Genomic DNA, 26,951 nt, shown 5'->3' with positions numbered 1-26,951 from the left:
CAGTGGCAGTGACAGTCGGTGAGGGTGTGCGATCAGACAGCATGCCAGGGCCTCGGCCGTGGCGTGAATCACCTGATCCCCCGCTCACAGGGCCGCTACCTGCCGGTAGATTCGGAGCCTGTTTGAACGATCAAGTCTGTAACTTGTTCTAGATTAGCGTCCCGTCGTAATGTCGCGGGACCGTGCAGGGAGAAGGGGGCCCGGAGTGACCGCTGAGGCCAGTCGGACGGGTTCCTCGACGGAGCCCGCCGCGGACGGCGAGCGAGCTCTCGACATCGCGCTTCTCACCTATAAAGGGAACCCGTTCTGCGGCGGTCAGGGCGTCTACGTCCGCCACCTCTCCCGCGAACTGGCCCGCCTCGGGCACCGCGTCGAGGTCATCGGCGCCCAGCCCTACCCCGTGCTCGACGAGGGCGTGCCGCTGACCGAACTGGCCAGCCTCGACCTCTACCGCCAGCCCGACCCGTTCCGCACCCCGGGCCGCGACGAGTACCGCGACTGGGTCGACGCCCTGGAAGTCGGGACCATGTGGACCGGCGGCTTCCCCGAGCCGCTGACCTTCTCGCTGCGCGCCCGCCGTCATCTGCGCGCCCGCCGCGGCGAGTTCGACGTCGTGCACGACAACCAGACCCTCGGCTACGGCCTGTTGGGCGATGTCGGCGCACCCCTGGTCACCACCATCCACCATCCCATCACCGTCGACCGGCAGTTGGAGCTGGACGCGGCCGAGGGATGGCAGCGCCGGTTCTCCGTGCGCCGCTGGTACGCCTTCACCCGGATGCAGAAGCGCGTCGCGCGCCGGCTGCCCTCCGTCCTCACCGTCTCCGGCACCTCCCGCTCGGAGATCGTCGAGCACCTCGGGGTGCGCGAGGAGCGTGTGCACGTCGTCCACATCGGCGCCGACACCGATCTTTTCTCGCCGGATCCGTCCGTCGCGCGGATCCCCGGCCGGATCGTCACCACCTCCAGCGCCGACGTGCCCCTCAAGGGCCTGGTCTTCCTCGTCGAGGCGCTCGCGAAGGTGCGCACCGAACACCCTGACGCCCACCTCGTGGTGGTGGGCAAGAAGCCCGCCGAGGGCCCGGTCGCGCAGGCCGTCGAGCGGTACGGCCTGGAAGGCTGCGTCGACTTCGTCAAGGGCATCTCCGACGCCGAACTGGTCGACCTGGTCCGCTCGGCCGAGGTCGCCTGTGTGCCCTCGCTGTACGAGGGGTTCTCCCTCCCCGCCGCCGAGGCGATGGCCACCGGCACCCCGCTGGTCGCCACGACCGGCGGCGCGATCCCGGAGGTCGCCGGACCGGACGGGGAGACCAGCCTGTCGGTGCCGACCGGCGACGCCGGTGCGCTCGCCGCCGCGCTGAGCCGGCTGCTCGGCGACCCCCGACTGCGCGAACGCCTCGGCCGGGCCGGGCGCGAACGGGTGCTGGAGCGCTTCACCTGGGCCCGCGCCGCCGAGGGCACGGTCCGCCACTACCGCGAGGCCATCGCCCGCTCCGCCCGCTCCGCCCGCTCCGCCCGCGGCCCCGTGCCCGCGGCGCCCACGACCCCGACCACCGCAACCGGCGTCTATCCCGAAAGCAGGGCCACGTGCTGACCGTCGACTTCTCCCGGTTCCCGCTCGCCCCGGGCGACCGGGTGCTGGATCTCGGCTGCGGTGCCGGCCGGCACGCCTTCGAGTGCTACCGGCGCGGCGCCCAGGTCGTCGCGCTGGACCAGAACGCCGAGGAAATCAGCGAGGTCGCGAAGTGGTTCGCGGCGATGAAGGAGGCCGGCGAGGCCCCCGAGGGCGCCACCGCCACCGCCATGGAGGGCGACGCGCTCGCCCTGCCCTTCCCGGACGAGTCCTTCGACGTCGTGATCATCTCCGAGGTCATGGAGCACATCCCCGACGACAAGGGCGTCCTCGCCGAGATGGTCCGGGTCCTCAAGCCCGGCGGCCGGATCGCCATCACCGTCCCGCGCTACGGCCCCGAGAAGGTCTGCTGGGCGCTCTCGGACGCCTACCACGAGGTCGAGGGCGGCCACATCCGCATCTACAAGGCGGACGAACTGCTCGGGAAGATCCGCGAGGCGGGCCTGCGCCCCTACGGCACCCACCACGCGCACGCGCTGCACTCGCCGTACTGGTGGCTGAAGTGCGCGTTCGGCGTCGACAACGACAAGGCGCTGCCGGTGCGGGCGTATCACAAGCTGCTGGTCTGGGACATTATGAAGAAGCCGCTGGCCACCCGGGTCGCCGAGCAGGCGCTGAACCCGCTGATCGGCAAGAGCTTCGTGGCCTACGCGACCAAGCCGCACCTGCCCGCCCTGGCGGCGACCGCCGCGACCGCCGCGACCGCCGCGTCCTCCGAGGCGGCCGCCCAGTGACCACTCCCCGGACAGAACACCTGGTCCTGCCCGGGGTCCTCACCGCCGAGCAGGCCGCCGCGACCGTCGCCGGACTGCTCGCGGTGCAGCGGGAGGACGGCGCGATCCCGTGGTTCCGCGGACACCACCTCGACCCCTGGGACCACGTCGAGGCGGCCATGGGCCTGGACGCGGCCGGCGAACACGACGCCGCCGAGCGGGCGTACACGTGGCTCGCCCGCCACCAGAACACCGACGGCTCCTGGTACGCGGCCTACGCCGACGGCGCCCACGACGACGTCACCGACCGCGGCCGGGAGACGAACTTCGTCGCCTACATCGCGGTCGGGGTGTGGCACCACTACCTCTCCACCGGCGACGACACGTTCCTCGACCGGATGTGGCCCACCGTCTACGCGGCGACCGAGTTCGTGCTCCGGCTCCAGCGGCCCGGCGGCCAGATCGGCTGGCGGCGCGACGACGACGGCACCCCGACCACGGACGCCCTGCTGACCGGCTCGTCCTCGATCCACCACGCCCTGCGGTGCGCGCTCGCCATCGCCGAGCAGCGCGAAGAGGCCCAACCGGACTGGGAGTTGGCGGCGGGAGCCCTGCGCCACGCGATCCGGCGCCACCCCGAGCGGTTCCTGGACAAGGACCGCTACTCCATGGACTGGTACTACCCGGTGCTGGGCGGCGCGCTGACCGGCGCCGAGGCCAAGGCCCGCATAGAGGAGTCCTGGGACCGTTTCGTGGTCCCAGGACTCGGGGTGCGGTGCGTCGTCCCCAACCCGTGGGTCACGGGCGGGGAGTCGGCCGAACTCGCCCTGGCCCTGTGGGCGATGGGCGAGTCCGACCGGGCCCTGGAGATCCTCCAGTCGATCCAGCATCTGCGCGACGACGCGACCGGCCTGTACTGGACGGGCTACGTCTTCGACGACGACGCGATCTGGCCGCTGGAGCTGACCACCTGGACGGCGGGGTCCCTGCTGCTCGCGGTCGCCGCCCTGGGCGGTCACGAGGCGACCTGCCAGGTGTTCGGCGGGGAGCAGTTGCCGAGGGGACTGGACCCCGACTGCTGCGCCTGACTCGGTCGCGGGGCGCTCGGTTGTGGGACGGTCGGTTCCGGGGCGCTCAGTGACGGTGCACCCGGTTGGCGATGGCGTGGCCGACGAACAGGTACACCAGTGCCGCCAGGCCGTACCCGGCGACGACTCGTGCCCACGCCTCGTCGAAGGTGAACAGGTCGTAGGACCAGCCCGCGAGCCAGTGGGCGACGTCGTGGACGAACTGCACGAAGTCGTTGCCGCGGTTGGCGTCGAGCAGGTACATCAGGATCCACAGGCCCAGGATGAAGGCCATGACGTCGGCGACGACCGCGATGATCCGGCCTGCCGAGCTACCGTTGCGATATCGAGGGGACATGACCGTCGGGTTGCCGGTCGCGGCCGAATGAAACGCGTCACGTGGTGAGTTCGGCCAGCAGCCGCAGGGTCCGACGGTCCGGGGACAGCGCCAGCAGGTCGGTGACCGGGCCCTTGCGCCACAACTCCAGCCGCTCGGCGATGCGTTCACGCGGACCGACCAGCGAGATCTCGTCGGCGAAGGCGTCGGGCACGGCCAGCACCGCCTCCTCCCGGCGCCCTTCGAGGAACAGCCGCTGGATCCGGCGGGCCTGCTCCTCGTAGCCCATGCGGGCCATCAGGTCGGCATGGAAGTTGCGGGCCGCGTGGCCCATCCCGCCGATGTAGAAGCCGAGCATCGTCTTCACCGGAAACAGCCCCTCGGCCACGTCCTCGCAGAGCTGCACCCGGGCCATCGGCGCCACCAGGAAGCCCTCCGGGAGGGTGTCCGGCAGCGCGTAGGCGTCGGGGCGGGTGGGGGACCAGTACAGCGGGAGCCAGCCGTCGGCGATGCGGAGGGTCTGGGCGACGTTCCTCGGGCCCTCGGCGCCGAGCAGGACGGGCAGTCGGGAGCGCAGGGGGTGGGTGATCGGCTTGAGCGGCTTGCCCAGACCCGTGGCGCCCTCGCCGCGGTAGGGGAGGGGATGGAAGCGGCCGTCCACCTCCACCGGGCCCTCCCGGCGCAGCACCTGCCGTACGGCGTCCACGTACTCCCGGGTCGCGGTGAGCGGGGAGGCCGGGAACGGGCGGCCGTACCAGCCCTCCACGACCTGCGGGCCGGACAGCCCGAGACCGAGCATCATCCGCCCGCCGGAGAGGTGGTCGAGAGTGAGGGCGTGCATCGCGGTGGCGGTCGGAGTGCGGGCCGCCATCTGGGCAACGGCCGTTCCCAGCTTGATGGTCGAGGTGTGGGCCGCGATCCAGGTGAGCGGGGTGAAGGCGTCCGAACCCCAGCTCTCCGCCGTCCACACCGAGTCGTAGCCCAGCCGTTCCGCCTCCTGGGCGAGCGGGAGGTGGTCCGGGGAGGGGCCGCGGCCCCAGTAGCCGAGCGCGAGACCGAGCCGCATGCCTGCCTCCTGACGGTGCGTCAGCCGGGGGAGGCGACTGTACGACAGCGGCCCCTCACCGGGAAGGGTGAGGGGCCGCTGTACCGGTACGGCTGGTGCGACTCAGCCGCGCTGGATGCCGCTGGTGTCCTGGAGGACACCACGACGACCGTCCTGCGTCTGCGCGATCAGGCTCGGGCCGCGCTGCTCGACGGCCAGGTACCAGGTGCCGGGCGCCAGTTCGGCGATCGGCGACGGGGAACCGTCCTCCGCGAACAGCGGGCGCGGCACCGGCACCGCGAACCAGAACGGGGAGAAGTCCCCGGCCGGGGCCGGCGGCTGCGACTGGCCCGGCTGGCCGCCGAACGAGGGCTGACCGCCCTGCGGCTGCCCACCGAACGGCTGCCCCGGCTGCGGCTGCGGAGCGCCGGGGTACCCGTAACCACCCTGCGGCTGACCCCCGTAGGGCTGCGGCGCCGCCGGCCCGGGGGCCGGCAGGAGCGGAGCCTTGAGCGCGGGAAGAAGCGGCCCGGCGATGGCACCACCGGCCAGCAGCAGGGCTGCGATGAAGCCCAGGATGAGCGCCGCACCGGCGGAGACGCCGTCCGGGACGTCCACGAGGGTCCAGAACAGGACCCAGGTGGCGAAGATCGTGAACGCCGTGCCGACCACGCCCAGGTCAAGGCCGGCGACCTTGCGCGGGGCGGGCAGCAGACGGTTGACGACGATCAGAGCGGCACCGATCACCCCGCCCAGGTAGACACCCATCCCGGTGTTCATGTTTTCCCACGCGCTCGGGATGTCGCCGCCGAAGCCGTCGACGGAGTACATGTCGAGGAAGGACGCAATGAAGAGCAACACCGCTGCTCCGATCACCACGCCGTCGCCTCGAGTGAGGGAGCGGATATTCACTTCAGGTCCTTCGTAGGTCGTCTCGTCATCGGTAGAGGCGTCGCTCTCACCATGGCGCCGTCGGGCCCGGGTGTGAAGCGCGGGGGTGGCCCCTCATCGTAGGAATGACCTTATCCCCCCTACGATCAGGCTGTCCGCAGGGATCAGCGCGCTGATCGCTACCCGCGCAGGAAACTCACGATTCCCTCAGAGATCCCTTGCGCCGCCTTCTGCCGCCAGGCACCGCTGGTCAGCTGTGCCGCGTCCTTGCTATCGCGCATGTTGCCGCACTCGATGAACACCTTGGGAACCGTTGACAGATTGAGACCGCCGAGGTCCTTACGCGTGACGAGCCCGGTGCCGTCGCCCACGTAGTTGGAGGGCGCGCTGCCGGTGACCTTGACGAAGTGCCCCGCGATGCGCTCGCCGAGGTCCTTCGAGGGGGCGACGATCGGACGGGTGTCGGCGGAGCCGGAGTTCACCGCGCCGGGCAGGATGACGTGGAAGCCGCGGTTGCCGGTGCCGGAGCCGTCGGCGTGCACGGAGACCACCGCGTCGGCCCTCGCCTCGTTGCCGATCCGCGCCCGCTCGTCGATGCAGGGGCCGTAGGGACGGTCGCCGTCCTGGGTCAGCCGCACGGTGGCGCCCTGCTCCTCCAGCAGCGTGCGCATGCGGTGGGCGACGTCGAGGGTGAAGTCGGCCTCGGGGTAACCGGAGTTGGTGGTGGTGCCGGTGGTGTCGCACTCCTTCATGCCGGTACCGATGTCCACCTTGCGGTTGATCTCCGCGGTGTGCTGGAAGTTGGCGGGGTTGTGGCCCGGGTCGATGACGACGACCTTGCCCTTGAGCGGCCCGGACGCGGCGGACGCGGAGGGGGTGCCGTCGGTGGGGCCGGGGCTCGGCTTCTCGTCGTCGCCGGAGGTGCCGGAGGTGGCGGGGGAGGACACCGCCGGCGACGGCGTCGCCGCGGCCGCGCGGTCCGTACCGCCCCCGCCGTCCGAGCCGCCGAACGCCTCGTACGCCACCCAGCCGAGCAGGGCCCCGGGCACGAGCGCGGCGAGGGCCACGGTCAGGGGGCGGCGCCGGGGGCGGCGGGGCGGATCGAATTCAGGGCCTGCGTACGACACGTCTGCGACTCTAACCGCGCCCTCAGATCCCCGCCCCCGTTCGCCGCAGCACGCGCAGCGAGTCGGTCGCCGAGACCTCGGTGAACGCGCCGGAGGCGAGAGCCCTGAGGTAGACGCGGTACGGGGCCTGCCCGGTGAACTCGTCCACCGGGTCGGGGAAGACGTCGTGGATCACGAGCAGCCCGCCCTCGGCCACCTGGGGCGCCCAGCCCTCGTAGTCGGCGCCCGCGTGCTCGTCGGTGTGGCCGCCGTCGATGAAGACCAGGCCCAGCGGGCCCGCCCAGACCCGGGCCACCTGCGGGGAGCGGCCCACCAGCGCGACCACGTGCTCCTCCAGACCCGCCCGGTGCAGGGTGCGGCGGAAGGTGGGCAGCGTGTCCATCAGACCGATCTCGGGGTCGACCGTCTCCGGGTCGTGGTACTCCCAGCCGGGCTGCTGCTCCTCGCTGCCGCGGTGGTGGTCCACGGTGAGCGCGGTCACCCCGGCGGCGCGGGCCGCGTCGGCGAGCAGGATCGTCGAGCGCCCGCAGTAGGTGCCGACCTCCAGCAGGGGCAGCCCGAGCCGCCCGGCGTCCACGGCCGCCGCGTACAGGGCGAGGCCCTCGCCCGCGGGCATGAACCCCTTCGCCGCCTCGAACGCGGCCAGGATCTCGGGCTTGGGGGCCGGGGCCATGGGGGCGCCTTTCGGTCGTACGGGTGTCTCGGCGCCCCATGCTGCCGTACCCCCGGGCAGCGGGACTACCGGGGGGTAGGGCGGGGCCGCGTCAGGAGGCGGGGACGGTTCCGCGCGGCAGGGGGAGGTCCACGTCGATCGTGCCGTCGTCGCGCGCGTGGGTCGCCGAGGAGGCGTGCGGGCCGTGGCCGTCGGCCTTGGCGGCCAGCACGTAGGCGCCCTGGGAGGGGACCGCGAGGGCGTAGCTGCCGTCCTCCGCCGAGAGGGTCGCGCCCGCCCGGCGGCCGCGGCGGTCGATCAGGGTGACCCGGGCGCGGGCGACCGGCGCGCCATCGGCGTCCAGCACCCGGCCGCGGAAGCCGTTCAGGGCCTCCTCGGCGCGGGCCAGGTTGGCGTCCTCCTCACTGCTCGCGCGCAGCCTCGGCGCGCGGTCCGGCTTAGGCAGCAGCAGGGCCAGCAGCAGGCCGATCGCCACCGCGCCGGTCGCGATCAGGAAGGAGACGCGGAAGCCGTGCATGGACGGGACCTCCACGCCGTTCACGGTGTTCGCCGTGTTGGCCAGCACCATGCCGATGACGGCGCTGGAGACGGAGGTGCCGATGGACCGCATCAGGGTGTTCAGGCCGTTGGCCGCGCCCGTCTCCGAGGCCGGGACCGCGCCGACGATCAGCGCCGGGAGGGAGGAGTAGGCGAGGCCGATGCCCGCGCCCAGCAGGACCGCGATGACGAGTGACTGCCATGCGGCGCTCATCAGGCCGAGGCCGGCGCCGTAGCCGACGCCGATGATCAGCAGGCCCAGGACCAGGGTGAACTTGGGGCCGTGCTGGGCCGACAGGCGGGCGTAGACGGGGGCCGTGAACATCATCGTCAGGCCCAGCGGGGCGACCAGCAGGCCCGCCGTCACCATCGACTGGCCGAGGCCGTAGCCGGTGGCGGTGGGCAGCTGGAGGAGCTGGGGCAGGACCAGGGAGACGACGTAGAAGGAGACGCCGACCATGATCGAGGCGAGGTTGGTGAAGAGGACGGCGGGGCGGGCCGTGGTGCGCAGGTCGACCAGAGGGGCTTTCACGCGCAGCTCGTAGACGCCCCACAGCAGCAGTACGGCGGCGGACGCCGCGAACAGGCCGAGCGTGGTGGCGGAGGTCCAGCCCCAGTCGCTGCCCTTGGTGATCGGCAGCAGGAAGAGGACCAGACCGGCGGAGAGGCCGAGCGCGCCCGGCAGGTCGAAGGAGCCCTCGGCGCGCATCGGGGACTCCGGTACGGCGAGCAGGGTGAGGGCGATGGCGAGCAGGCCGAGGCCGGCGGCCCCGTAGAACAGGGCGTGCCAGTCGGAGTGCTGGGCGACCAGGGCCGCGGCGGGCAGCGCGAGGCCGCCGCCGACGCCGATCGAGGAACTCATCAGGGCCATCGCCGAGCCGAGCCGCTCGCGGGGCAGCATGTCGCGCATCAGGCCGATGCCGAGCGGGATCGCGCCCATCGCGAAGCCCTGGAGGGTACGGCCGACGATCATCGGGAGCAGGGCGCTGGTGACGGCGCTGACCAGGGCGCCGACCACCATCACGGAGAGGCTGAGGACCAGCATGCGGCGCTTGCCGTACAGGTCGCCGAGCCGGCCCATGATCGGGGTGGCCACCGCGCCGGAGAGCAGGGTCGAGGTGAGGACCCAGGTGGCGTTGGAGGGGGAGGTGTCCAGCAGCTGCGGCAGGTCCTTGATGACCGGGACGAGCAGGGTCTGCATCACCGCGACCACGATGCCCGCGAAGGCGAGAACGGGTACGACGGTTCCGCGGGCCGTTCCGGCAGTGGGCGGCTCGGGCGAAGGGCGTGTCATGTGTAGCTTGAACTCGGTGCGCCCGAGCAACTATTCCGATGCTTTGGCAACCTAACGAAATCTTGACCTTCTCTTGAGGCAACGGTCCGGGCTACACCCACCCCTGCCGGCGGGCCGCCCGCAGGGCCTCCGTCCGGTTGCGGGTGCCCGTCTTGCCGATGGCCGCCGAGAGGTAGTTGCGGACCGTCGACTCGGAGAGGTGGAGGCTCGCCGCGACGTCCGCGACGGTCGCGCCGTCGGTCGAGGCGCGCAGCACCTCGCACTCGCGGGAGGTGAGCGGATTGGGGCCGGCGCTCAGGGCGGCCGCCGCCAGCGCCGGGTCGATCACCGTCTCGCCGGTCAGGACCCGGCGGATCGCCCCGGCCAGCTCCTCCACCGGGCCGTCCTTCACCAGGAAGCCCACGGCGCCCGCCTCCATGGCCCGGCGCAGATAGCCGGGCCGGCCGAACGTGGTGAGGATCAGCACCCGGCAGTCGGGCACCTGGTCGCGCAGGTCGGCCGCGGCGTCCAGGCCGCTGCGGACGGGCAGTTCGATGTCGAGGAGGGCCACGTCGGGCCGGTGGAGGACGGCCGAGTCCACGATGGCGTCGCCCGAGCCGACCTGTGCCACCACCTCCAGGTCCCGCTCCATCCCCAGCAGCAGCGCCAGCGCGCCGCGCATCATCCCCTGGTCCTCGGCGAGCAGCACCCTGACCGACTTCGCGGGACGGTGGTCCCGGGGCATCTCGTTCACGGGCCCAGCGTAGGACGGGACGGTCCGGTCGGCGCGGTGTCGGAGCGGGGTTCTTGCAGGTGGCGGGTGGGGGAAGGGGGGAGACCGGGTGTGGTTGAAGCCAACTCCGGCTCCGGGGTTGGCAGTTCGGCGAGCAGCAGGAATCCCCCCTCGTCGTCGGTCCTGGACTCCAACACCCCGCCCGCGGTCGAGAGGCGTTCACTCAGACCCAGCAGCCCGGTGCCCCCACGGGGCACATCGGCCTCCGCGCCCGGCCTTCCCCGCACCCTCCCGCGACCGTCGTCCGACACCCGCAGCCGCACCGCCCCCGCCTCGGAGTCCCGCGAGACGGTGATCGCGCAGTGGCGGGCGCTGCTGTGGCGGATGACGTTGGTCGTCGCCTCACGGACGACCCAGCCGAGCAGGGACTCGGTGCGGGGCGGCAGGGGGAGGGCCGGACGGTCCACCGTCACCGCGATCCCCGCCGCCGTCAGCGCCGAGCGCGCACGGTCCAGTTCGGTGGCGAGGCCGCCCGCGCGGTAGCCGGTGACCGCCTCACGGATCTCCGTGAGGGCCTGGCGGCCCACCGACTCGATGTCGGTGATCTGGAGGACGGCCGCATCGACGTCGCGCGGGGCCAGTCGGCGGGCCGCCTCCGACTTGACCACGATCACCGAGAGGGTGTGGCCGAGCAGGTCGTGCAGGTCGCGGGAGAAGCGCAGCCGTTCCTCCTCGACCGCGCGCCGGGCCAGTTCCTCGCGGGCGGCGCCGAGTTCGCGTACCGCGTCGGACAGGGAGAGGATCGCCGCCGTCACGAGGGCGGAGATCGCCGTCGCGTAGACGGTGCCCAGGCCGCCCCAGCCGTCGCGCAGGACACAGACCACCGCGGCCAGCGCGGTCACCGCGGCCCCCGCCGTACGCAGCCGGGGCATCCGTACCGCCGCACCCGTGGCCAGCCCGAGCAGCGGGAAGAACAGCAGCCAGGTGCCGCCGTAGCCGAGGCCCAGGGCGCAGGTCACCGCGGCGAGCAGGGCGAGCGCGACCCGGGTGGAGAGCGCCTCGCGGGTCTCCCGGCCGAAGGAGCGGAAGGTCACGTAGATGTAGAGGGAGTTGAAGGCCAGCAGGCCCAGGCCGCCGATCCAGGGGTTGGACGCCTCGCCCTGGAAGAGGTTGGAGAAGGCGCCCATGCCCAGCAGTAGCCATGGCAGGAGGGTCAGCCGGGTGGGTGGGTGGTTCGGGGCGCTCCCGGCTCCCTCGGCCTTCCCGGCTCCCTCGGCCTTCCCGGCCGTCCGGCACCCGCACCCGCCCGCGCCCTCGCCCGCGTCCGCCGAGCAGTGTTCGTACGTCGTCATCCGGCAACCCCCGTTCGCCTGGTGGAGCACTCAGCGTAGGAAGCGGTCATGCCGTCGCGGCAGGGCCTGCCGTACGGACTCTCCCGGTACAAATGTCACCGGACCCGGAACAGCTGACGCTGCGTCAGGAGTCTTCACAACTTCGGGGCGCTCGGCTATAACGAGGGCGCCGGACTGGAACGCGTTCTAGGTCCGCCCATGCGCGACCTCGGTGCGGCCGACGGTGCGGACGACCGCGCCGAGGTCTCAGACCCGTCAGGAGTCCCATGCCCATCGACGCAGCGAAGGCGCTGGCCGCCGAACCCCGGACCGGGGAGATCACCTGGACCACCAAGGACGTGCAGCTCTACCACCTGGGCATCGGCGCCGGCATCCCCGCCACCGACCCCGGCGAGCTGCGCTACACCCTGGAGTCCCGGTTGCAGGTGCTGCCCAGCTTCGCCACCGTCGCCGGAGCCGGCGCGCCCGGCGTGATCAGCGGCCTGTCGCTGCCCGGTATCGAGGTCGAACTGGCCCGCGTGCTGCACGGCGGCCAGAGCCTGCGGCTGCACCGCCCCATCCCCGCCGAGGGCACCGCGACCACCACCTCACGCCTGGCCGCCCTGTACGACAAGGGCAAGGCCGCCGTCCTCGTCCTGCGCACCGAGGTCGAGGACGGGGACGGCCCGCTGTGGACCAACGACTCCCAGATCTTCGTGCGCGGAGAGGGCGGCTGGGGCGGCGACCGCGGCCCGTCCGCCCGCCTGGAACCGCCCACCGGTGAGCCCGACAAGACCGTCGAGCGGACCCTGCGCGAGGACCAGGCGCTCCTCTACCGTCTCTCCGGCGACTGGAACCCGCTGCACGCCGACCCCGAGTTCGCCGCGCGCGCCGGGTTCGAACGGCCCATCCTGCACGGGCTGTGCACCTACGGCGTCACCCTCAAGGCCGTCGTCGACACCCTGCTCGGCGGCGAGACCGGCCGGGTCCGCGCGTACTCCACCCGGTTCGCCGGGGTCGTCTACCCGGGCGAGACCCTGCGCATCCGGATGTGGGACCTGGGCGACTCCGTCCGGGTCACCGTCACCGCCGTCGACCGGGACGACGCGCCCGCCCTCGCCGACACCGTCGTCCAGCACACCTGAGCCCGAGCCCAGCCCATCGCCGAGGGGAGCCGCACCATGCGCGCAGCCGTACTGCACGAGACCGGCCAGGACAAACTGGAGGTCCTCGACGACATCGAGGCGGTGGGCTTCGGTCCCGGCCGGGTCCGGATCCGGGTGCGGGCCACCGGCCTGTGCCACTCCGACCTGTCCGCGATGAACGGCGTACTGCCCCAACCGGTGCCCTTCGTGCCCGGCCACGAGGGAGCGGGGGAGATCCTCGAAGTCGGCGAGGGCGTCGGCCACTTGAAGCCCGGCGACCGGGTCGTGGTGTGCTGGCTGCCCGCCTGCGGCGCCTGTCCCGCCTGCCGGCGCGGCCAGACCGAGCTGTGCCTGGCCGGGTTCATGAACGCCGGCACCCCCAACTTCAAGCGCCCCGGCGGCGATGTCTTCGGCTTCGCCGGCACCGGCACCTTCGCGGAGGAGGTCGTCGTCGACGCGGGCTGCGCGGTACCGGTCCCCGACGACGTGCCCTTCGACATAGCCGCGCTCATCGGCTGCGGAGTCACCACGGGCCTCGGTGCCGCCATCAACACCGCCCAGGTGGAGGCGGGTTCGTCGGTCGCCGTCATCGGCTGCGGCGGCGTCGGCATCTCCGCGATCCAGGGCGCCCGGCTCCAGGGCGCCGCCGAGATCGTCGCCGTCGACCCGGTCGAGGGCCGCCGCGAGGCCGCGCTGAGGTTCGGCGCCACCCAGGCCGTGGCACCCGAGGAACTCCCCGACGCCAAACAGCGGATCACCGCCGGAGAGGGCTTCGACTACGTCTTCGAGGTCGTCGGCAAGTCCGCCACCGCCCGCACCGCCTACGACCACACCCGGCGCGGCGGCACCCTCGTCATCGTCGGCGCGGGCGCCATGGACGACATGCTCCAACTCAACATGTTCGAGCTGTTCTTCGACGAGAAGCGCATCCTGCCCTCCATGTACGGCGGCGGGGACGTCCTGCGCTCCTACGAGCGGACCATCGCCCTGTGGCGGGCGGGCCGGGTCGACCTGGCCGGACTGATCACCCACCGGGTGCCCCTCGCGGAGATCAACGAGGCGCTGGACCAGATGCGCACCGGCAGCTCCCTGCGCACCTGCGTCGAGCTGTGACGGCCGCGCCCCTGGACGGGCTCACCGCCGTCGTCACCGGCGCGGGCCGGGGCCTGGGCCGCGCCGAGGCGCTGGAACTGGCCCGGCTCGGCGCGGCCGTCGTCGTCAACGACTTCGGACAGCCCGGCCGGGACGGCTCCGGCGCCGCCTCCTCCGGTCCCGCCGAGGAGACGGCCGCCGAGATCCGCGACGCGGGCGGCCGGGCGCTCGCCCACGCCGGGGACGTCGCCGACTTCCAGCAGGCCGCCGCCCTGATCGGGCTGGCGGTCCGCGAGTTCGGGCGTCTCGACATCCTGGTCAACAACGCGGGCATCCTGCGCGACCGCATGGTCTTCTCCATGACCGAGGACGAGTGGGACTCGGTGATCCGCGTCCACCTCAAGGGCCACTTCAACACCACCCGGTTCGCGGCCGCGCACTGGCGGGAGCGGTCCAAGGCGGAGGGGCGGCCGGTGTACGGGCGGATCGTGAACACCTCCTCGGAGGCGTTCCTCGCCGGGTCCGCCGGACAGCCCAACTACGCGGCCGCCAAAGGCGGGATCGTCGGCCTGACCACGTCCACGGCCCTCGCGCTCGCCAAGTACGGCGTGACCGCCAACGCCATCTGCCCGCGCGCCCGCACCCGGATGACCGAGGACGTCTTCCAGCCGCCCTCCAGTGCCGACGGCCTCGCGCCCTCGGCCGGCCTCGCCCTCTCGCCGGGCCTCGACCCACTTGCCCCCGAGCATGTCGCCCCGCTCGTCGGCTACTTGGCCTCGCCCGCCGCCGCCCGGATCAACGGGCAACTACTCGTCGTCCACGGCGGGATGGTAGCGATCGTCGAACGGCCGCGCGTGTGCGCCCAGTTCGACAGCAAGCAGGACACCTTCAGCCACGAGGAGCTGGACGCCGTCCTCACCGCGCACTACGCGGACCGGCCGCCCGGGGAGACGTTCGCGGCGGCGGAAGTGCTCGGGCTGAAGCGTTCGTAGCGGGCCCGCCGACACGAAGAAGGCCCCCGCGCACCTCGGTGCGCGGGGGCCCTTTTCGTCGGTTCAGGCCGCCGTCCCGGTCTGCTCCACCGGCTTGCGGTGACGGCCCTGCGGGGCCGCCTCGCCTTCCTGGGACGAGACCGGACCACGGTGCCTGCCGTGACCAGCGTTCTCCTGGATCTCGGCAGACGGCTGGGCCGTAGTGGCGTTGCTCATCGGAAGAAATTCACCCCGTAGACAATATCTTTCGGACAACCGGGCGAGCTTACCCGGCGGCCCTCGGGCCCGATCCAGCCGCACACGCCAACCGCCGCTACTTCGTTACAAGAGATGAAATCGTGACAAGGGGACAAGGGGGCAAGGGGACAAGGGGGCAAGGGGACAAGGGGACAAGGGGACAAGGGGGCAACGGGACGAGGGGGCAACGGGACGACGGCTCGCGGCAGGTTGCCGGTGCGCGCCGGCGCGTCACTTCGCGGCGAGACGCGCGAGCGGTGCCTGTTGCAGGGGGACCGGCCGGGCCGCGACGGGCTCCGGGGGATCCGGGTCCGCCGTCGGTGCCTGCGCACCGCCGAGGGCCGGATCCCCCGAAGCGTCCTCCCCCTCCCCAGTGGGAGTCCAGGCGGGCAGGACCCGCTCCACGCCGCACGGCACCTCGCCCGTGGCGTACGGCAGCAGCAGTTCCCCCTCCCGCGTCCACAGCCCGGCGCCCGTCAACCACCCGTCGGGCGCCGGAAGATGACGCATCTGCTTCTCCGCGGGCCGCCACACCCCGACCCAGTTCCCCGACGAGCCGCCCATATGCAGGGCCACCCCGCAGCTCTCCGGTGTCAGCACCTGCCCCGGCTGGATGGCGAACGGGGTCACCGAGCAGTCCGGCACCCGCAGGCACTCCGGGAACCGCACCGGAAGCGTGCTGCCCAGCACCCCCCAGCCCAGTCGGGGACCCTGCCCCGGATCCGGCGCGTCCGAGCCGATCAGCAGCAGCCCGCTGTCCGGGTCGGCGAGCAGCAGCCGGTCGTCGCTGTCCGCCGCGATCTGGAGCAGCGGCGACACCTCGCCGCCGCGCTCCAGGTCCACCACGATCGCCTTGGTCCGCCCGCCGACCTCCCGGTCCAGGGCCAGCATCCGCCCCGCCCGGTCCAGCCACACCCCGCCCGAGCAGCGCCCCGGCAGCTCGGCCACGTGCTCCGGCCCGAACGCGCCGCCCGCCACCAGCCAGATGTCACTGGTGTGCCGGCCCACCGCCAGGGCGTACGCGCGGCGCCCGCACGGAGCCGGGGGCAGCAGCCGCAGCCGGGTGCCGTCGTCCGGGCACTCGACCGCGCCGATCAGCAGCTCACCTGTGCCCGGCCCGGTCGGGTAGAGCAGGCTGAACACATGCCGTCCGTCGGTCGGCCGCCGGATCAGGACCCGCCCGTCGCCCATCGGCTGCACCTCGGTGCCGGGCTCCTCCGGCTGGTTGGCGGGCAGCGGCACCGCGTACGGCTCGGGCCCGTCCAGCGTCCAGCGCTCCGGGAACCAGCTCTCGCCGTCCAGCGCGAGCCGGGCGCCGTAGGCGCCGTCCGCGGTGATCGCGCACTCCGCCCGAGGGGTCCCGGACTCCGGAACCGCGGGTTCGATGGCACAGGCCGTCATCGTCTGGTCACCTCCGGCGACGAAGCTAGTTTTCGCACGCACAGACGGGGGACCGGCAGGCTTCCGCTTCACACATAAGGGTGGCCAAGAAACGATTCGCCTGAGGGAACGGGGGCGCCTGTGCTGTGCGGGAACCGTGACCGGCGACGGACCCCGCGACGGTTCTGCGGCACAGAGCAGGCAGGTAGCCTTTTCCCCGTGCCCCGTCTGTCTGAAGTCATCGCCGCGCTGGAGAACCTGTGGCCCGCCGAGCGGGCCGAGTCCTGGGACGCGGTCGGCACCGTCGTGGGCGACCCCGACCAGGAGGTCACCCGGGTCCTGTTCGCCGTCGACCCGGTGCGGGAGATCGTCGACGAGGCGGTGGCGCTCGGCGCCGACCTGCTCGTCACCCACCACCCGCTCTACCTGCGCGGTACGACCACGGTGGCGGCCTCCCACTTCAAGGGCCGGGCCGTGCACACGCTGATCAAGAACGACATCGCGCTGCACGTCGCCCACACCAACGCGGACACCGCCGACCCGGGCGTCAGCGACGCGCTCGCCGGCGCGCTGGACCTGCGGGTCGTACGGCCCCTCGTGCCGGACCCCACCGACCCCACCGGCCGCCGCGGCCTCGGCCGCGTCTGCGAGCTGGACCACCCGCTGACCGTGCGCGAGCTGGCCGCCCACGCCGCGAAGCGGCTGCCCGCCACCGCGCAGGGCATCCGCGTCGCCGGCGACCCCGAGGCGACCGTCCGCACGATCGCCGTGAGCGGCGGCTCCGGCGACAGCCTCTTCGACGTCGTGCGCGCCGCCGGTGTGGACGCCTTCCTCACCGCGGACCTGCGCCACCACCCGGCGTCCGAAGCCGTCGCCCAGAGCCCCCTCGCGCTGCTCGACGCGGCGCACTGGGCCACCGAGTGGCCCTGGTGCGAGCTGGCCGCCGCCCAGCTCGACGAGATCTCCGACCGTCACGGCTGGGACCTGCGCGTCCACGTCTCGAAGACGGTCACCGACCCCTGGACCAGTCACTCCCCTTCACCTGGAGCCCCCAACTGAACGCCGCGCCCGCCGACCAGATCCGCCTTCTCGACGTCCAGGCCCTCGACGTCCGCCTCCAGCAGCTCGCGCACAAGCGCCGCTCGCTGCCCGAGCACGCCGAGATCGAGTCGCTGACCAAGGACCTCACCCAGCTGCGCGACCTGCTCGTGGCCGCGCAGACCGAGGAGAGCGACACCGCCCGCGAGCAGACCAAGGCCGAGCAGGACGTCGACCAGGTCCGCCAGCGCGCCGCCCGCGACCAGCAGCGCCTGGACTCCGGCGCCATCTCCTCGCCCAAGGACCTGGAGAACCTCCAGCGGGAGATCACCTCCCTCGCCAAGCGGCAGGGCGACCTGGAGGACGTGGTCCTGGAGGTCATGGAGCGCCGCGAGTCCGCGCAGGAGCGGGTCGCCGAGCTGACCGAGCGGGTGGGTTCGGTGCAGGGCAAGGCCGACGACGCGAGCGCCCGCCGCGACGCCGCGTTCGAGGAGATCGACGGCGAGGTGGCGTCCGTGACGAAGGAGCGCGAGGTCGTCGCGGCCTCCGTCCCGGCGGACCTGCTGAAGCTCTACGACAAGCTGCGCGAGCAGGGCGGCGGGATCGGCGCGGCGAAGCTGTACGCGCGTACCTGCCAGGGCTGCCGCCAGGAGCTGGCCATCACCGAGCTGGCCGAGGTCCGCTCGGCGGCGCCGGACACCGTGGTGCGCTGCGAGAACTGCCGCCGCATCCTGGTGCGTACGGCGGAGTCGGGTCTGTAGGCCTTCTCGGTGTCGGCCGGTTTCTGAGGAGCTTGGGGCGTGCGGGAGTTCATCGTCGAGGCGGACGGCGGGTCGCGGGGCAACCCGGGGCCCGCGGGCTACGGCGCGGTCGTCAGCGACGCGACGACGGGCGAGACGCTCGCCGAGCGCGCCGAGTTCCTGGGCGTGGTCACCAACAACGTGGCCGAGTACCGGGGGCTGATCGCCGGGCTGCGAGCGTCGTTCGACCTCGATCCGACCGCGTCGGTCCATGTTCGGATGGACTCCAAGCTCGTCGTGGAGCAGATGTCGGGCCGCTGGAAGATCAAGCACCCCGACATGAAGCCGCTGGCCATGGAGGCGTCACGGGTGTTTCCACCGGAGCGGGTGACGTACGAGTGGATCCCCCGCGAGCAGAACAAACACGCGGACCGACTGGCGAACGAGGCGATGGACGAGGGCACCTCGACTACGCAGGATGCCTCTTCTTCGGGGGCCTCTTCTTCGGGTACCGGGGGTACGGGAGCCGACGGGGCATCCGCTGACGTCGGCGCCGGGGGCGGCAGCAGTCTTGGGGCCGGGGCTGAGACCGGTGCCGGTGCCGGTGCCGGGGTGCGGGCTGAGACCGGCACCCGGGCCGGAGCCGAGGCGGCGCGCGCGGGCACTGGTGCCGCGACCGGCATCCGTGCTGAGGCGGCTGCCCCTGCCGGGGCCGGTATTCGTGCCTACGCCGGTGCGCGCGCCGGGACCGGCGCCGCTGCCGGGATCCCTGCGGGCGCCGAGGCGGGCACCCGCGCCGGGGTCGCTGAGGACGCCGAGGCGGGCACCCGCGCCGGGGTCGCTGAGGACGCCGAGGCCGGCACCCGTACCGAGGCCGGTACACGCGCAGCGGCCGGCACCACTGCCGGGGCCGGCACCACTGCCGGGACCGGCACCACTGCCGGGACCGGCGATCGTGGCGGCGCCGACGCACGGGCCGCCGAGGCCGACATCCGGGCCGCCAAGGTCGTTGCCGCTCCCGGGTGGGCGCCTGCCGACATGGGGGCGCCCGCGACCTTCGTGCTGTTGCGGCACGGGGAGACCGCGCTCACCCCGCAGAAGCGGTTCTCCGGCAGCGGCGGCAGCGATCCCGTGCTGTCCGAGATCGGCCGGGACCAGGCCGAGCGCGTCGCCGCCGCGCTGGCGAGGCGCGGCACGATCCAGGCCGTCGTGGCCTCGCCCCTCGCCCGTACCCGGGAGACCGCCGGCGCCGTCGCCCGACTCCTCGGCCTTGAGGTGGCCGTCGAGGAGGGCCTGCGGGAGACCGACTTCGGGGCCTGGGAGGGCCTGACCTTCGGCGAGGTCCGCGACCGTTACCCCGACGACCTGAACGCCTGGCTCGCCGACCCCGAGGCCCGCCCCACCGGCGGCGGCGAGAGCTTCGCCGAGACCGCCACCCGGATCGCCGCCACCCGCGACAAGCTGGTGGCCGCCTACGCGGGCCGTACGGTCCTCCTGGTCAGCCACGTCACCCCGATCAAGACCCTGATCCGGCTCGCCCTGGGCGCGCCGCCCGAGTCCCTGTTCCGCATGGAACTCTCCGCGGCCTCACTGTCGGCGGTGGCGTACTACGCCGACGGCAACGCGAGCGTGCGGCTCTTCAACGACACCTCGCACCTGCGCTGAGTCCGGCCGCCGCCCGCGCCAGCGACTCGACGCGGGCCCAGTCCCGGGCGGCGACCGCGTCCGCGGGAAGCATCCAACTGCCGCCGACGCAACCGACGTTGGGCAGCGCCAGATAGTCCGGCGCGGAGTCGGGACCGATGCCCCCGGTCGGACAGAACCGGGCCTGCGGCAACGGCCCGGACAGCGACCTCAGATACGCCGTCCCGCCCGCCGCCTCGGCCGGGAAGAACTTCATCTCCCGCACCCCCCGCTCCAGCAGCGCCACGACCTCCGAGGTCGTCGACACCCCCGGCAGGAACGGCACCCCGGACGCCCGCATCGCCGCGAGCAGGGAGTCCGTCCACCCCGGGCTGACGAGAAAGCGCGCCCCGGCCCCGACGGCCGCGTCCACCTGCTCCGGCGTGATGACGGTCCCCGCCCCGACCACGGCACCCGGCACCTCGCCCGCCACGGCCCGTATCGCCTCCAGCGCGCACGGAGTACGCAGGGTCACCTCGATCGCGGGCAGCCCCCCGGCGACCAGCGCACGGGCGAGCGGCACGGCATCGGCCGCGTCCTCGATCACGACGACGGGAACGACGGGGGCGAGATCAAGCACGGAGGTCATGGCGACATCCTGCCGCCGCGCACCAACATGCGCAAAGGGCGTTGCAACATGCGCAACGCCCTTTCGTCTCCGGCGCGGGGTCAGTGAATCTCGTCCACCAGCACATCCAGCGACCAGGCGGTCCCCGCCTTCTTCGGCGCCTCCGCCTCCACCTCGTACCCCAGGTCCCGCAGCGCCTCCACCAGCTCCGCCGGCCCCGCCGGCCGCACCCCGCCCGCGAGCAGACTCCGTACGATCCGCCCCTTCGTCGCCTTGTTGAAGTGGCTGACGACCTTCCGGGTCGGCGCGTGCAGCACCCGCACGCTCGCCGTGCGCCCCGCGACCTCGCCCTTCGGCTTCCAGGCCGCCGCGTACGCCGACGACCGCAGATCCAGCACCAGACCGTCCCCGGCGGCCTCGGGCAGTACCGTACCCATCGCCGTACGCCAGTGGGTACCGAGCGCGCCGAGCCCCGGCAGCCTCACGCCCATCGAGCAGCGGTAGGAGGGGATCCGGTCGGTGACACGGACCGCGCCCCACAGCCCGGAGAACACCAGCAGCGACCGGGCCGCCCGCTTCTTCGCCGGAGCGTCGAGGGAGGCGAGGCCGAGAGCGTCGTAGAGCACACCGGTGTAGATCTCCCCGGCGGGCCGGGCGCCCGCCGTCCGCAGCTCCACGTTCTTGGCGACCTCGCCCCGCAGCCCCTCGCTCAGCCCGAGGACCTCGCGCGCCTTCTCCTCGTCCCCCGCGCACAGCTCGACGAGTTCGTCGAGGACGGCCTTACGGGCCTCGGTGAGCCCCGGCAGCGACAGCGACTCCGGCTTGAGCGGGGCGCCACGGCCGGAGGATGCCTTGCCCTCGGAGGGCGGCAGCAGGACAAGCACGGGTGGATCTCCTTCTGTAGAGCTCGGCCACAGCGTACGGCGTGCCGCCCGGCGGCCCCCGACCTACGCTCGCTGTATGCCCCGCCGCCACATCCGCGTGACCGGCACCCCCGAAGCGCCCCTCCGGGCGGCCCTCACCGCGTTGCGCGCCGAACTCGACATCCCCGGGACCTTCCCGCCGCAGGTGCTGGCCGAGGCCGAACGAGCGGCCCGCGACCCCCTGCTGCCGCTGACGGACGCCACCGACCTCCCCCTCTTCACCCTGGACCCGGCCACCTCCACCGACCTCGACCAGGCGATGCACCTCTCCCGCCAGGGCGACGGCTACCGCGTCCGGTACGCCATCGCCGACGTGGCGGCCTTCGTGAGCCCCGGATCACCGCTCGACACCGAGGCCCACCGGCGCGTCACGACCCTCTACTTCCCCGACACCCGGATCCCCCTCCACCCCGCCCTCCTCAGCGAGGGCGCCGCGAGCCTCCTCCCGGGCCAGACCCGCCCCGCCGCCCTGTGGACCGTCGACCTCGACGCCGACGGCAGCCCCCTCGCCGTGGACGTCCGCCGCGCCCTGGTCCGCAGCCGGGCCAAGCTCGACTACGCGGGCGTACAGAGGGAGATCGACAGCGGCACGGCGGAGGAGCCGCTGGCCCTGCTCAAGGAGATCGGACTGCTCCGGGAGGCCCTGGAGATCGACCGGGGCGGCATCTCCCTGAACGTCCCCGAACAGGAGATCACCGAGCGCGACGGCACCTACGAACTGCACTACCGGGCCCCCCTCCCCACCGAGGCCTGGAACGCCCAGATCTCCCTCCTCACCGGAATCGCGGCGGCGGACCTGATGCTCGCGTACGGCACGGGAGTGCTGCGCACGCTCCCGGCGGCCCCCGACGGGGCCGTCGGCCGACTGCGCCGCACCGCGACCGCCCTCCACATCGACTGGCCGCACCACGTCTCGTACGCGGCCCTCGTCCGCTCCCTCGACCCCGCGCTCCCGCACCACGCCGCGTTCCTCCAGGAGTGCACGACCCTCCTGCGCGGCGCGGGCTACACGGTCTTCCGCGACGGCGTGCTCCCGGAGATCGTGACCCACTCGGCGGTCGCCGCCCCGTACACCCACTGCACGGCACCCCTGCGCCGCCTCGCCGACCGCTTCGCCACGGAACTGTGCCTGGCCGCGGTCGCGGACGGTCCCGTCTCCGACTGGGTCCTCGCCGCCCTGGAATCCCTCCCGAAGGAGATGGCGGAGGGCTCCCGGAGGGCGGGCGCGGTGGAACGGGCGTGCGTCGACCTGGTGGAGGCGGCCCTGCTGAAGGACCGCCTCGGCGAGGTCTTCGACGGCTGCGTGGTCGACGTGGACGACCACGAGCCCGGCATCGGCACGGTCCAGCTGGAGACCCCGGCGGTGATCGGCCGCATCGAAAGCCCCGGCCCACTCCCGCTGGGGGAGCGAATCCGGGCCCGCCTCACCCAGGTGGACGTGGCGGCGGCCCGAGTGCGGTTCGCGCCGGCTTAGGGGCGGGGCAGCCCCGGGGTCCACGATCGGGGGACGAACTCCCGATCTCACGCACATGGGTCACCCCGGTGGTCGAGTCTGACGAGCGACGACCGAGTACTTCACTGGAGGGGGCGACACGCATGACCGCCATGTCCCACGAGTCCCTCAGTCACGCAGAGATCCTGCTCGGCGGGTTCCTGGCCCTGGATGTCCCGGACGGTTTCCGGGCGGAGCTGATCGAGGGGGAGATCATTGTGACGTCGCCGCCGGACGGGGACCACGAGCACTGCATCAGCCGGATCGCGCGACAAGTGATCAAGAAGTCCGGAACGGACATGGACTTCTCCGGCAACAAGGGACTGAAGCTGGGAAAGGCGGAGGGCTTCCCCGGGGACCGTGTGATCCCGGACGGTGCATTCGCGCCCGCACAACTGGAGCTCTACAGGGGAGCGGACCGCTGGATGCCCAGCGCCGGCGTCGCCATGGTGCTGGAGGTCACTTCCACCTGGCCCAGTCCCAGTCCCAGTCCCGACCGGGAGGAGGCCAAGCGCCGCGCGTACGCCAGGGGCGGCATCCCGCTCTACCTCCTGGTCGACCGGGATGCGGCCGCGGTCACCCTCTTCTCCTCCCCGGAGGGCGACGACTACCGGCAACTGCTCACCCTGCCCTTCGGCAAGCCGGTGCCCCTCCCCGCCCCCTTCGCCTTCGACCTGGAGACGGCGGACTTCCTGTGACCCGGGGCCCGGTACCATGGTCGACACGGCAGACGAGCCGGGCGGGCGGCCGCGTGGAGTCCCCTCACAGGGGCTTCCCGAGGAACGTCCGGGCTCCACAGGGCAGGGTGGTGGCTAACGGCCACCCGAGGCGACTCGCGGGACAGTGCCACAGAAAGCAGACCGCCGGGGACTTCGGCCCTCGGTAAGGGTGAAACGGTGGTGTAAGAGACCACCAGTGCCCAGGGTGACCTGGGCAGCTAGGTAAACCCCACCCGGAGCAAGGTCAAGAGGGAGCGCCCCGGCGCTCCTGCGCGGACGTTCGAGGGCTGCCCGCCCGAGTCCGCGGGTAGACCGCACGAGGCCGGTGGCAACACCGGCCCTAGATGGATGGCCGTCGCCCGGAGTTCCGCGAGGAACCCCGGGAACAGAACCCGGCGTACAGCCCGACTCGTCTGCCACCAAGGGTCCCTGACCAGCGAAAGCGCTGGTCAAAGGCCTTCCTTTGCCGGATCAGGGGCTCGCTCACACCCCGTTCCGCACCGGTTCAAACCGGACCGCTCGGCTACGTAAGTAGCCGCGAGAGTAGCCATGAATCGTGGGGCCGGAGATCGGCGCGGCGGGGTCTGACCAGGTGCAGGCGGCCTCTGTCCTGGGGCATCGGGACGGTTCCGCCACGACGCCTCCTTCGTCCTGACCGAGGGACAGGCCGAACGACAGCCCCCGGTTCATCCCGGTCCTAGACAAAGTCAAGGTCTGAGGTCCGGTCGGCTGCCCACGCGCCAGGCCCGACGCGGTTGCCGGCGACAGGGCGTAGTCCTCCCGCGCCAATCGCGCTCACCTGCGCAGACGGAACATCAAGACGGTGATCCCGGAGCAGGCTGACCAGGCCACCAGCCCCAAGAAGAAGGAGAGTGCCGGCGGTCGCCCGGTCAGCCACAACGCCGCGCCCAACAAAGATCCCAACACTGTCGAGCGCCTAACCAACAAGCTCAAAGCGTGGCGCGGCATCGTGACCCGCCACCACAAGACACCCCAGAACTACCTCGCCGGCCTCCGTCTGCGAGGAGCAGTGATCTGGATGTGCAGCCTTCAGTGATCGCGATCTCAGGCAGGACCTAGTTGGGTCCCGCTGCCGTGCAATCCTCCTTGTGGCGAGGGCCGTTGGTCCTGCGTTGCGGCCTGTCCGCGTGGTAGAAACCTGATGGTGTTCCCACGCTCTGACCGCTTCCGCCGGCCAGTTGCCCTCGGACGTTAGGAGCCCTCGGCTGTGTCACCCACCTTGTATCGCGACACTGGTTACACGCTCCGGCACCTGATCGAGAACATCGAAGGCGGCCGTATCGGACTCCCCGACATCCAACGCCCGTTCGTCTGGTCGGCGGCGAAGACCCGCGATCTCTTCGACTCGATGTATCGGGGCTACCCGATCGGCACCCTGATGTTCTGGGAGACCGGCGCTGAGGTGGGGACGCGGCAGATCGGGACGCAAGCCAGCGATCGAGCACCCCAACTGTTGGTCGTCGACGGGCAGCAGCGGCTCACCGCCCTGTTCGCCGTCCTCACCGGGCGCAAGATCGTCACCAAGTCTTTCGACGAGATCAACGTTCGCATCGCGTTCCGCCCGGAGGACCAGACTTTCGAGGTCACGGACGCGGCGATCGAGCGTGACGCCCACTTCATTCCGGACATCACCGCGCTCTGGGCCCACGGCGGTTACAAGCCCACCGTCCGGCAGTTCTTTCAACGGCTCGAACAGGTCGGCGGACAGCCTTTGTCGGACGCTGCCAAGGACGAGCTCGAAGAACGCATTGACAGGGTCCGGGACCTGCACGAGTTCCGCTTCCAGGTGGTGGAGCTGGGCGCTTCGGCCAACGAGGAGCAGGTCGCCGACATCTTCGTGCGCATCAACTCCGAAGGCGTGAAGCTCAACCAGTCAGACTTCATCCTCACCCTGATGTCAGTGCATTGGGAGAAGGGGCGCCGCCAGCTCGAAGACTTCAGCCGCAGCGCGGTGATCGCAGGACTCCCCGGTCCGAGCCCTCGGAACGCCTTCCTGGATCCCAGCCCGGACCAACTGCTGCGCGTAGCCGTCGCTGTCGCCTTCCGGCGCGCCCGGCTGCAGCACGTCTATAGTGTCCTGCGAGGAAAGGACCTCGAAACCGGCAAGGTCACCGCCGCTCGGCGGCAGGAGCAGTTCGACCGGCTCGCCCAAGCACACACGAAGGTCCTGGACCTGACCAGCTGGCATCAGTTCTTCCAGTGCGTCACGGCGGCCGGCTTCCGCAGCCGCAAGATGATCACCTCCGACAACGCCCTGCTGTACAGCTACACGATCTGGCTGATCGGACGCCACGACTTCGGGCTGACGGCCGATGAACTCCGCCCCGTGATCGGACGGTGGTTCTTCATGGCGCACACCACCGGCCGGTACTCCAACTCGCCCGAGTCACAGATGGAGTTCGATCTGGGACGCATCGGCAGTCTGCCGCCAGGTGACGGCCGAGCCTTCACCGCGGAACTCGACCGGATCATCGCAGCGAACTTCACCGGCGACTACTGGGACATCTCCCTGCCGAACCGATTGGACACCTCCTCGTCGCGTTCACCGGTGCTGTTCGCCTACCAGGCGGCGCTCAACATCCTCGACGCCGAAATGCTCCTCGGCGACCAACGAATCCGTGATCTGCTGGACCCCTCAGTCAAACCCGCCAAGGCTGTCGACCGGGACAACCTGTTCCACCGCAAGGCGCTCGCCCGGTTGGGTATCACCGACCGGCGCCAAGTCAATGCCATCGCCAACATGGCCTACGTGACGTGGCCGGCAGATGAGCTGTCCAACACCGACGCACCACATGACTACTGGCCGAGAATCACGGACGCGATGGACCCGAAGGTGCTCGAGCGGCAGGTACGGTGGCACGCGCTCCCGGTCGGCTGGGAACAGCTCGACTATTTCACCTTCCTGGAACGGCGGCGCCAGCTGATCGCCAAGGTCGTGCGGGAAGCGTTCGAAACCCTTACGGGGGAACGCCCCTCGTACGTCCCGACCACCCCGGCGGACATGATCGCTGCCGGCGAGTCCCAGGGCACCGAGTTCAAGGCCAGCGCCCGCTGGAACGTGCACACCCGGCAGGCCGACAAGTCCCTGCGGCACAACATCGTCAAGGCCGTCTGCGGCTTCCTGAACGGCGAGGGCGGAAACCTGTTTGTCGGCGTCGCCGACGACGGGACTGTCCTCGGCATCGAGAACGACCTCACTACTCTGGAGTCGCAGGCCGATGTCGACGGGTACGAGCTCTTCGTACGCCAACTCCTCGACAGCAGCCTGTCGACCCCGACAGCGACCACCGTCCGCGTACGCTTCCCCGAGATTTCCGGCAACGTCGTCTGCCAGATCAGCGTTGCCGCGGCCGGTAGGCCGGTGTTCGCCAAGCCCGCCAAGGGCGGCAACGGCGCCACCGACTTCTGGGTCCGGGTCGGCAACGCCACCAAGCAGCTCCACGGCGATGACCTCCTGCGTTACCAGGAGGAACACTGGGGATGAGCGTCCTCATGGCCCGCCCTCCGACCAGAGGGGAATGTGAACTGTTCCGGGGTTGATCGAGACTCTAGGTTGTGGCT

24 protein-coding genes, 1 other RNA gene and 1 pseudogene are annotated in these 26,951 nt (G+C 72.0%); 14 read left to right on the top strand and 12 right to left on the bottom strand.

Features of this window, described 5'->3' with window-relative positions:
* Positions 1-205: 205 nt before the first annotated feature.
* Genes AB0E07_RS01810 through AB0E07_RS01800 form a run of 3 tightly spaced genes read left to right on the top strand, consistent with a single transcriptional unit; the run spans position 206 to position 3,434 of the window.
* Positions 206-1,594: a glycosyltransferase family 4 protein gene (locus tag AB0E07_RS01810; protein ID WP_362245280.1), complete on the top strand. Its 1,389-nt coding sequence runs from the start codon at positions 206-208 to the stop codon at positions 1,592-1,594.
* A complete protein-coding gene (locus AB0E07_RS01805; RefSeq protein WP_362245278.1) occupies positions 1,588-2,367 on the top strand; it encodes a class I SAM-dependent methyltransferase in 780 nt (259 codons plus the stop codon). Before AB0E07_RS01810 ends, AB0E07_RS01805 begins: the two co-directional genes overlap by 7 nt.
* Positions 2,364-3,434 carry a prenyltransferase gene (locus AB0E07_RS01800; RefSeq protein WP_362245276.1) on the top strand — a complete coding sequence of 357 codons (1,071 nt, stop codon included), beginning with the start codon at positions 2,364-2,366 and terminating at the stop codon, positions 3,432-3,434. Before AB0E07_RS01805 ends, AB0E07_RS01800 begins: the two co-directional genes overlap by 4 nt.
* Positions 3,435-3,480: 46 nt before the next feature.
* Here the strand turns inward: AB0E07_RS01800 and AB0E07_RS01795 are convergent, their stop codons facing one another.
* The 8 genes from AB0E07_RS01795 to AB0E07_RS01760 all read right to left on the bottom strand — a co-directional run bounded on the left by AB0E07_RS01795 (position 3,481) and on the right by AB0E07_RS01760 (position 11,381).
* Positions 3,481-3,771, bottom strand: coding sequence for a hypothetical protein (locus AB0E07_RS01795; RefSeq protein ID WP_362245274.1), 291 nt, complete (start codon positions 3,769-3,771; stop codon positions 3,481-3,483).
* Positions 3,772-3,808: 37 nt separating this feature from the next.
* Complete coding sequence (locus AB0E07_RS01790) at positions 3,809-4,816, bottom strand: LLM class F420-dependent oxidoreductase (RefSeq protein WP_362245272.1); 1,008 nt, start codon at positions 4,814-4,816, stop codon at positions 3,809-3,811.
* A gap of 102 nt (positions 4,817-4,918) precedes the next feature.
* On the bottom strand, positions 4,919-5,707 hold the full coding sequence (locus AB0E07_RS01785; RefSeq protein ID WP_362245270.1) for a hypothetical protein: 789 nt from the start codon (positions 5,705-5,707) through the stop codon (positions 4,919-4,921).
* A 158-nt stretch (positions 5,708-5,865) separates the two neighbouring features.
* Positions 5,866-6,813 carry an N-acetylmuramoyl-L-alanine amidase gene (locus tag AB0E07_RS01780; protein ID WP_362245268.1) on the bottom strand — a complete coding sequence of 316 codons (948 nt, stop codon included), beginning with the start codon at positions 6,811-6,813 and terminating at the stop codon, positions 5,866-5,868.
* Positions 6,814-6,835: 22 nt separating this feature from the next.
* Positions 6,836-7,486: a class I SAM-dependent methyltransferase gene (locus AB0E07_RS01775; RefSeq protein ID WP_362245266.1), complete on the bottom strand. Its 651-nt coding sequence runs from the start codon at positions 7,484-7,486 to the stop codon at positions 6,836-6,838.
* Between the two features lie 91 nt (positions 7,487-7,577).
* On the bottom strand, positions 7,578-9,317 hold the full coding sequence (locus AB0E07_RS01770; protein WP_362245264.1) for an MFS transporter: 1,740 nt from the start codon (positions 9,315-9,317) through the stop codon (positions 7,578-7,580).
* 91 nt (positions 9,318-9,408) lie between these two features.
* On the bottom strand, positions 9,409-10,041 hold the full coding sequence (locus AB0E07_RS01765; RefSeq protein ID WP_362245747.1) for a response regulator transcription factor: 633 nt from the start codon (positions 10,039-10,041) through the stop codon (positions 9,409-9,411).
* A 5-nt stretch (positions 10,042-10,046) separates the two neighbouring features.
* On the bottom strand, positions 10,047-11,381 hold the full coding sequence (locus tag AB0E07_RS01760) for a sensor histidine kinase (RefSeq protein ID WP_362245262.1): 1,335 nt from the start codon (positions 11,379-11,381) through the stop codon (positions 10,047-10,049).
* A 266-nt stretch (positions 11,382-11,647) separates the two neighbouring features.
* On the opposite strand from AB0E07_RS01760, the gene AB0E07_RS01755 reads away from it, so the two are divergent.
* The 3 genes from AB0E07_RS01755 to AB0E07_RS01745 are packed head-to-tail and all read left to right on the top strand — an operon-like array spanning position 11,648 to position 14,589.
* Positions 11,648-12,505, top strand: coding sequence for a MaoC/PaaZ C-terminal domain-containing protein (locus AB0E07_RS01755; protein ID WP_362245260.1), 858 nt, complete (start codon positions 11,648-11,650; stop codon positions 12,503-12,505).
* Positions 12,506-12,541: 36 nt separating this feature from the next.
* The gene (locus tag AB0E07_RS01750) at positions 12,542-13,618 is read left to right on the top strand and encodes a Zn-dependent alcohol dehydrogenase (protein ID WP_362245258.1); all 1,077 of its coding nucleotides are present in this window, start codon (positions 12,542-12,544) and stop codon (positions 13,616-13,618) included.
* Positions 13,615-14,589, top strand: coding sequence for a 3-oxoacyl-ACP reductase (locus AB0E07_RS01745; RefSeq protein ID WP_362245256.1), 975 nt, complete (start codon positions 13,615-13,617; stop codon positions 14,587-14,589). The genes AB0E07_RS01750 and AB0E07_RS01745 overlap by 4 nt, the downstream gene beginning before the upstream one ends.
* Before the next feature lie 63 nt (positions 14,590-14,652).
* Here the strand turns inward: AB0E07_RS01745 and AB0E07_RS01740 are convergent, their stop codons facing one another.
* Positions 14,653-14,805, bottom strand: coding sequence for a hypothetical protein (locus tag AB0E07_RS01740; protein ID WP_362245254.1), 153 nt, complete (start codon positions 14,803-14,805; stop codon positions 14,653-14,655).
* 252 nt (positions 14,806-15,057) lie between these two features.
* Positions 15,058-16,227, bottom strand: a complete 1,170-nt coding sequence (locus tag AB0E07_RS01735; RefSeq protein WP_362245252.1) for a hypothetical protein — start codon at positions 16,225-16,227, stop codon at positions 15,058-15,060.
* A 198-nt stretch (positions 16,228-16,425) separates the two neighbouring features.
* Between AB0E07_RS01735 and AB0E07_RS01730 the strand changes: the two genes are divergently transcribed.
* The 3 genes from AB0E07_RS01730 to AB0E07_RS01720 are packed head-to-tail and all read left to right on the top strand — an operon-like array spanning position 16,426 to position 19,649.
* Positions 16,426-17,265, top strand: a complete 840-nt coding sequence (locus AB0E07_RS01730) for a Nif3-like dinuclear metal center hexameric protein (RefSeq protein ID WP_362245250.1) — start codon at positions 16,426-16,428, stop codon at positions 17,263-17,265.
* Positions 17,262-18,005 (top strand): C4-type zinc ribbon domain-containing protein, encoded by a 744-nt coding sequence (locus tag AB0E07_RS01725; RefSeq protein WP_362245745.1) that lies wholly within the window; start codon positions 17,262-17,264, stop codon positions 18,003-18,005. The genes AB0E07_RS01730 and AB0E07_RS01725 overlap by 4 nt, the downstream gene beginning before the upstream one ends.
* A 39-nt stretch (positions 18,006-18,044) precedes the next feature.
* The gene (locus AB0E07_RS01720) at positions 18,045-19,649 is read left to right on the top strand and encodes a bifunctional RNase H/acid phosphatase (protein WP_362245248.1); all 1,605 of its coding nucleotides are present in this window, start codon (positions 18,045-18,047) and stop codon (positions 19,647-19,649) included.
* Here AB0E07_RS01720 and AB0E07_RS01715 read toward each other — a convergent pair.
* Both AB0E07_RS01715 and yaaA read right to left on the bottom strand, forming a co-directional pair.
* On the bottom strand, positions 19,624-20,256 hold the full coding sequence (locus AB0E07_RS01715; RefSeq protein WP_362245246.1) for a bifunctional 4-hydroxy-2-oxoglutarate aldolase/2-dehydro-3-deoxy-phosphogluconate aldolase: 633 nt from the start codon (positions 20,254-20,256) through the stop codon (positions 19,624-19,626). The two genes, AB0E07_RS01720 and AB0E07_RS01715, sit on opposite strands and share 26 nt — an antisense overlap.
* 80 nt (positions 20,257-20,336) lie before the next feature.
* Positions 20,337-21,119 carry a peroxide stress protein YaaA gene (yaaA, locus tag AB0E07_RS01710; RefSeq protein WP_362245244.1) on the bottom strand — a complete coding sequence of 261 codons (783 nt, stop codon included), beginning with the start codon at positions 21,117-21,119 and terminating at the stop codon, positions 20,337-20,339.
* A gap of 76 nt (positions 21,120-21,195) precedes the next feature.
* Here yaaA and AB0E07_RS01705 point away from each other — a divergent pair, with 76 nt between their 5' ends.
* The 5 genes and pseudogenes from AB0E07_RS01705 (at position 21,196) to AB0E07_RS01685 (ending at position 26,874) form a co-directional block, all read left to right on the top strand.
* Positions 21,196-22,632: an RNB domain-containing ribonuclease gene (locus tag AB0E07_RS01705; RefSeq protein ID WP_362245241.1), complete on the top strand. Its 1,437-nt coding sequence runs from the start codon at positions 21,196-21,198 to the stop codon at positions 22,630-22,632.
* Positions 22,633-22,754: 122 nt separating this feature from the next.
* The gene (locus tag AB0E07_RS01700; RefSeq protein ID WP_362245239.1) at positions 22,755-23,348 is read left to right on the top strand and encodes a Uma2 family endonuclease; all 594 of its coding nucleotides are present in this window, start codon (positions 22,755-22,757) and stop codon (positions 23,346-23,348) included.
* A gap of 33 nt (positions 23,349-23,381) precedes the next feature.
* Positions 23,382-23,785: RNase P RNA component class A (gene rnpB / locus AB0E07_RS01695), an RNA gene on the top strand.
* Positions 23,786-24,011: 226 nt separating this feature from the next.
* Positions 24,012-24,426 (top strand): annotated as a pseudogene (locus AB0E07_RS01690) (transposase); the annotation flags it as partial.
* Positions 24,427-24,597: 171 nt separating this feature from the next.
* Complete coding sequence (locus tag AB0E07_RS01685) at positions 24,598-26,874, top strand: DUF262 domain-containing protein (RefSeq protein WP_362245237.1); 2,277 nt, start codon at positions 24,598-24,600, stop codon at positions 26,872-26,874.
* The last annotated feature ends 77 nt before the right edge of the window (positions 26,875-26,951 follow it).

The sequence above is a fragment of the Streptomyces sp. NPDC048002 genome, assembly GCF_040653275.1.
Taxonomy (GTDB): domain Bacteria; phylum Actinomycetota; class Actinomycetes; order Streptomycetales; family Streptomycetaceae; genus Streptomyces.
Note: the sequence above shows the minus strand (reverse complement) of the source record. Positions and strands in the feature narration are given on the sequence as shown.

Coding starts and splice junctions, on each gene's coding strand:
- AB0E07_RS01740 (WP_362245254.1), bottom strand. CDS start 14,805: ATGAGCAACGCCACTACGGCCCAGCCGTCTGCCGAGATCCAGGAGAAC.
- AB0E07_RS01775 (WP_362245266.1), bottom strand. CDS start 7,486: ATGGCCCCGGCCCCCAAGCCCGAGATCCTGGCCGCGTTCGAGGCGGCG.
- AB0E07_RS01705 (WP_362245241.1), top strand. CDS start 21,196: ATGCCCCGCCGCCACATCCGCGTGACCGGCACCCCCGAAGCGCCCCTC.
- AB0E07_RS01735 (WP_362245252.1), bottom strand. CDS start 16,227: ATGACGGCCTGTGCCATCGAACCCGCGGTTCCGGAGTCCGGGACCCCT.
- AB0E07_RS01715 (WP_362245246.1), bottom strand. CDS start 20,256: ATGACCTCCGTGCTTGATCTCGCCCCCGTCGTTCCCGTCGTCGTGATC.
- AB0E07_RS01755 (WP_362245260.1), top strand. CDS start 11,648: ATGCCCATCGACGCAGCGAAGGCGCTGGCCGCCGAACCCCGGACCGGG.
- AB0E07_RS01760 (WP_362245262.1), bottom strand. CDS start 11,381: ATGACGACGTACGAACACTGCTCGGCGGACGCGGGCGAGGGCGCGGGC.
- AB0E07_RS01700 (WP_362245239.1), top strand. CDS start 22,755: ATGACCGCCATGTCCCACGAGTCCCTCAGTCACGCAGAGATCCTGCTC.
- AB0E07_RS01790 (WP_362245272.1), bottom strand. CDS start 4,816: ATGCGGCTCGGTCTCGCGCTCGGCTACTGGGGCCGCGGCCCCTCCCCG.
- AB0E07_RS01770 (WP_362245264.1), bottom strand. CDS start 9,317: ATGACACGCCCTTCGCCCGAGCCGCCCACTGCCGGAACGGCCCGCGGA.
- AB0E07_RS01765 (WP_362245747.1), bottom strand. CDS start 10,041: ATGCCCCGGGACCACCGTCCCGCGAAGTCGGTCAGGGTGCTGCTCGCC.
- AB0E07_RS01750 (WP_362245258.1), top strand. CDS start 12,542: ATGCGCGCAGCCGTACTGCACGAGACCGGCCAGGACAAACTGGAGGTC.
- AB0E07_RS01795 (WP_362245274.1), bottom strand. CDS start 3,771: ATGTCCCCTCGATATCGCAACGGTAGCTCGGCAGGCCGGATCATCGCG.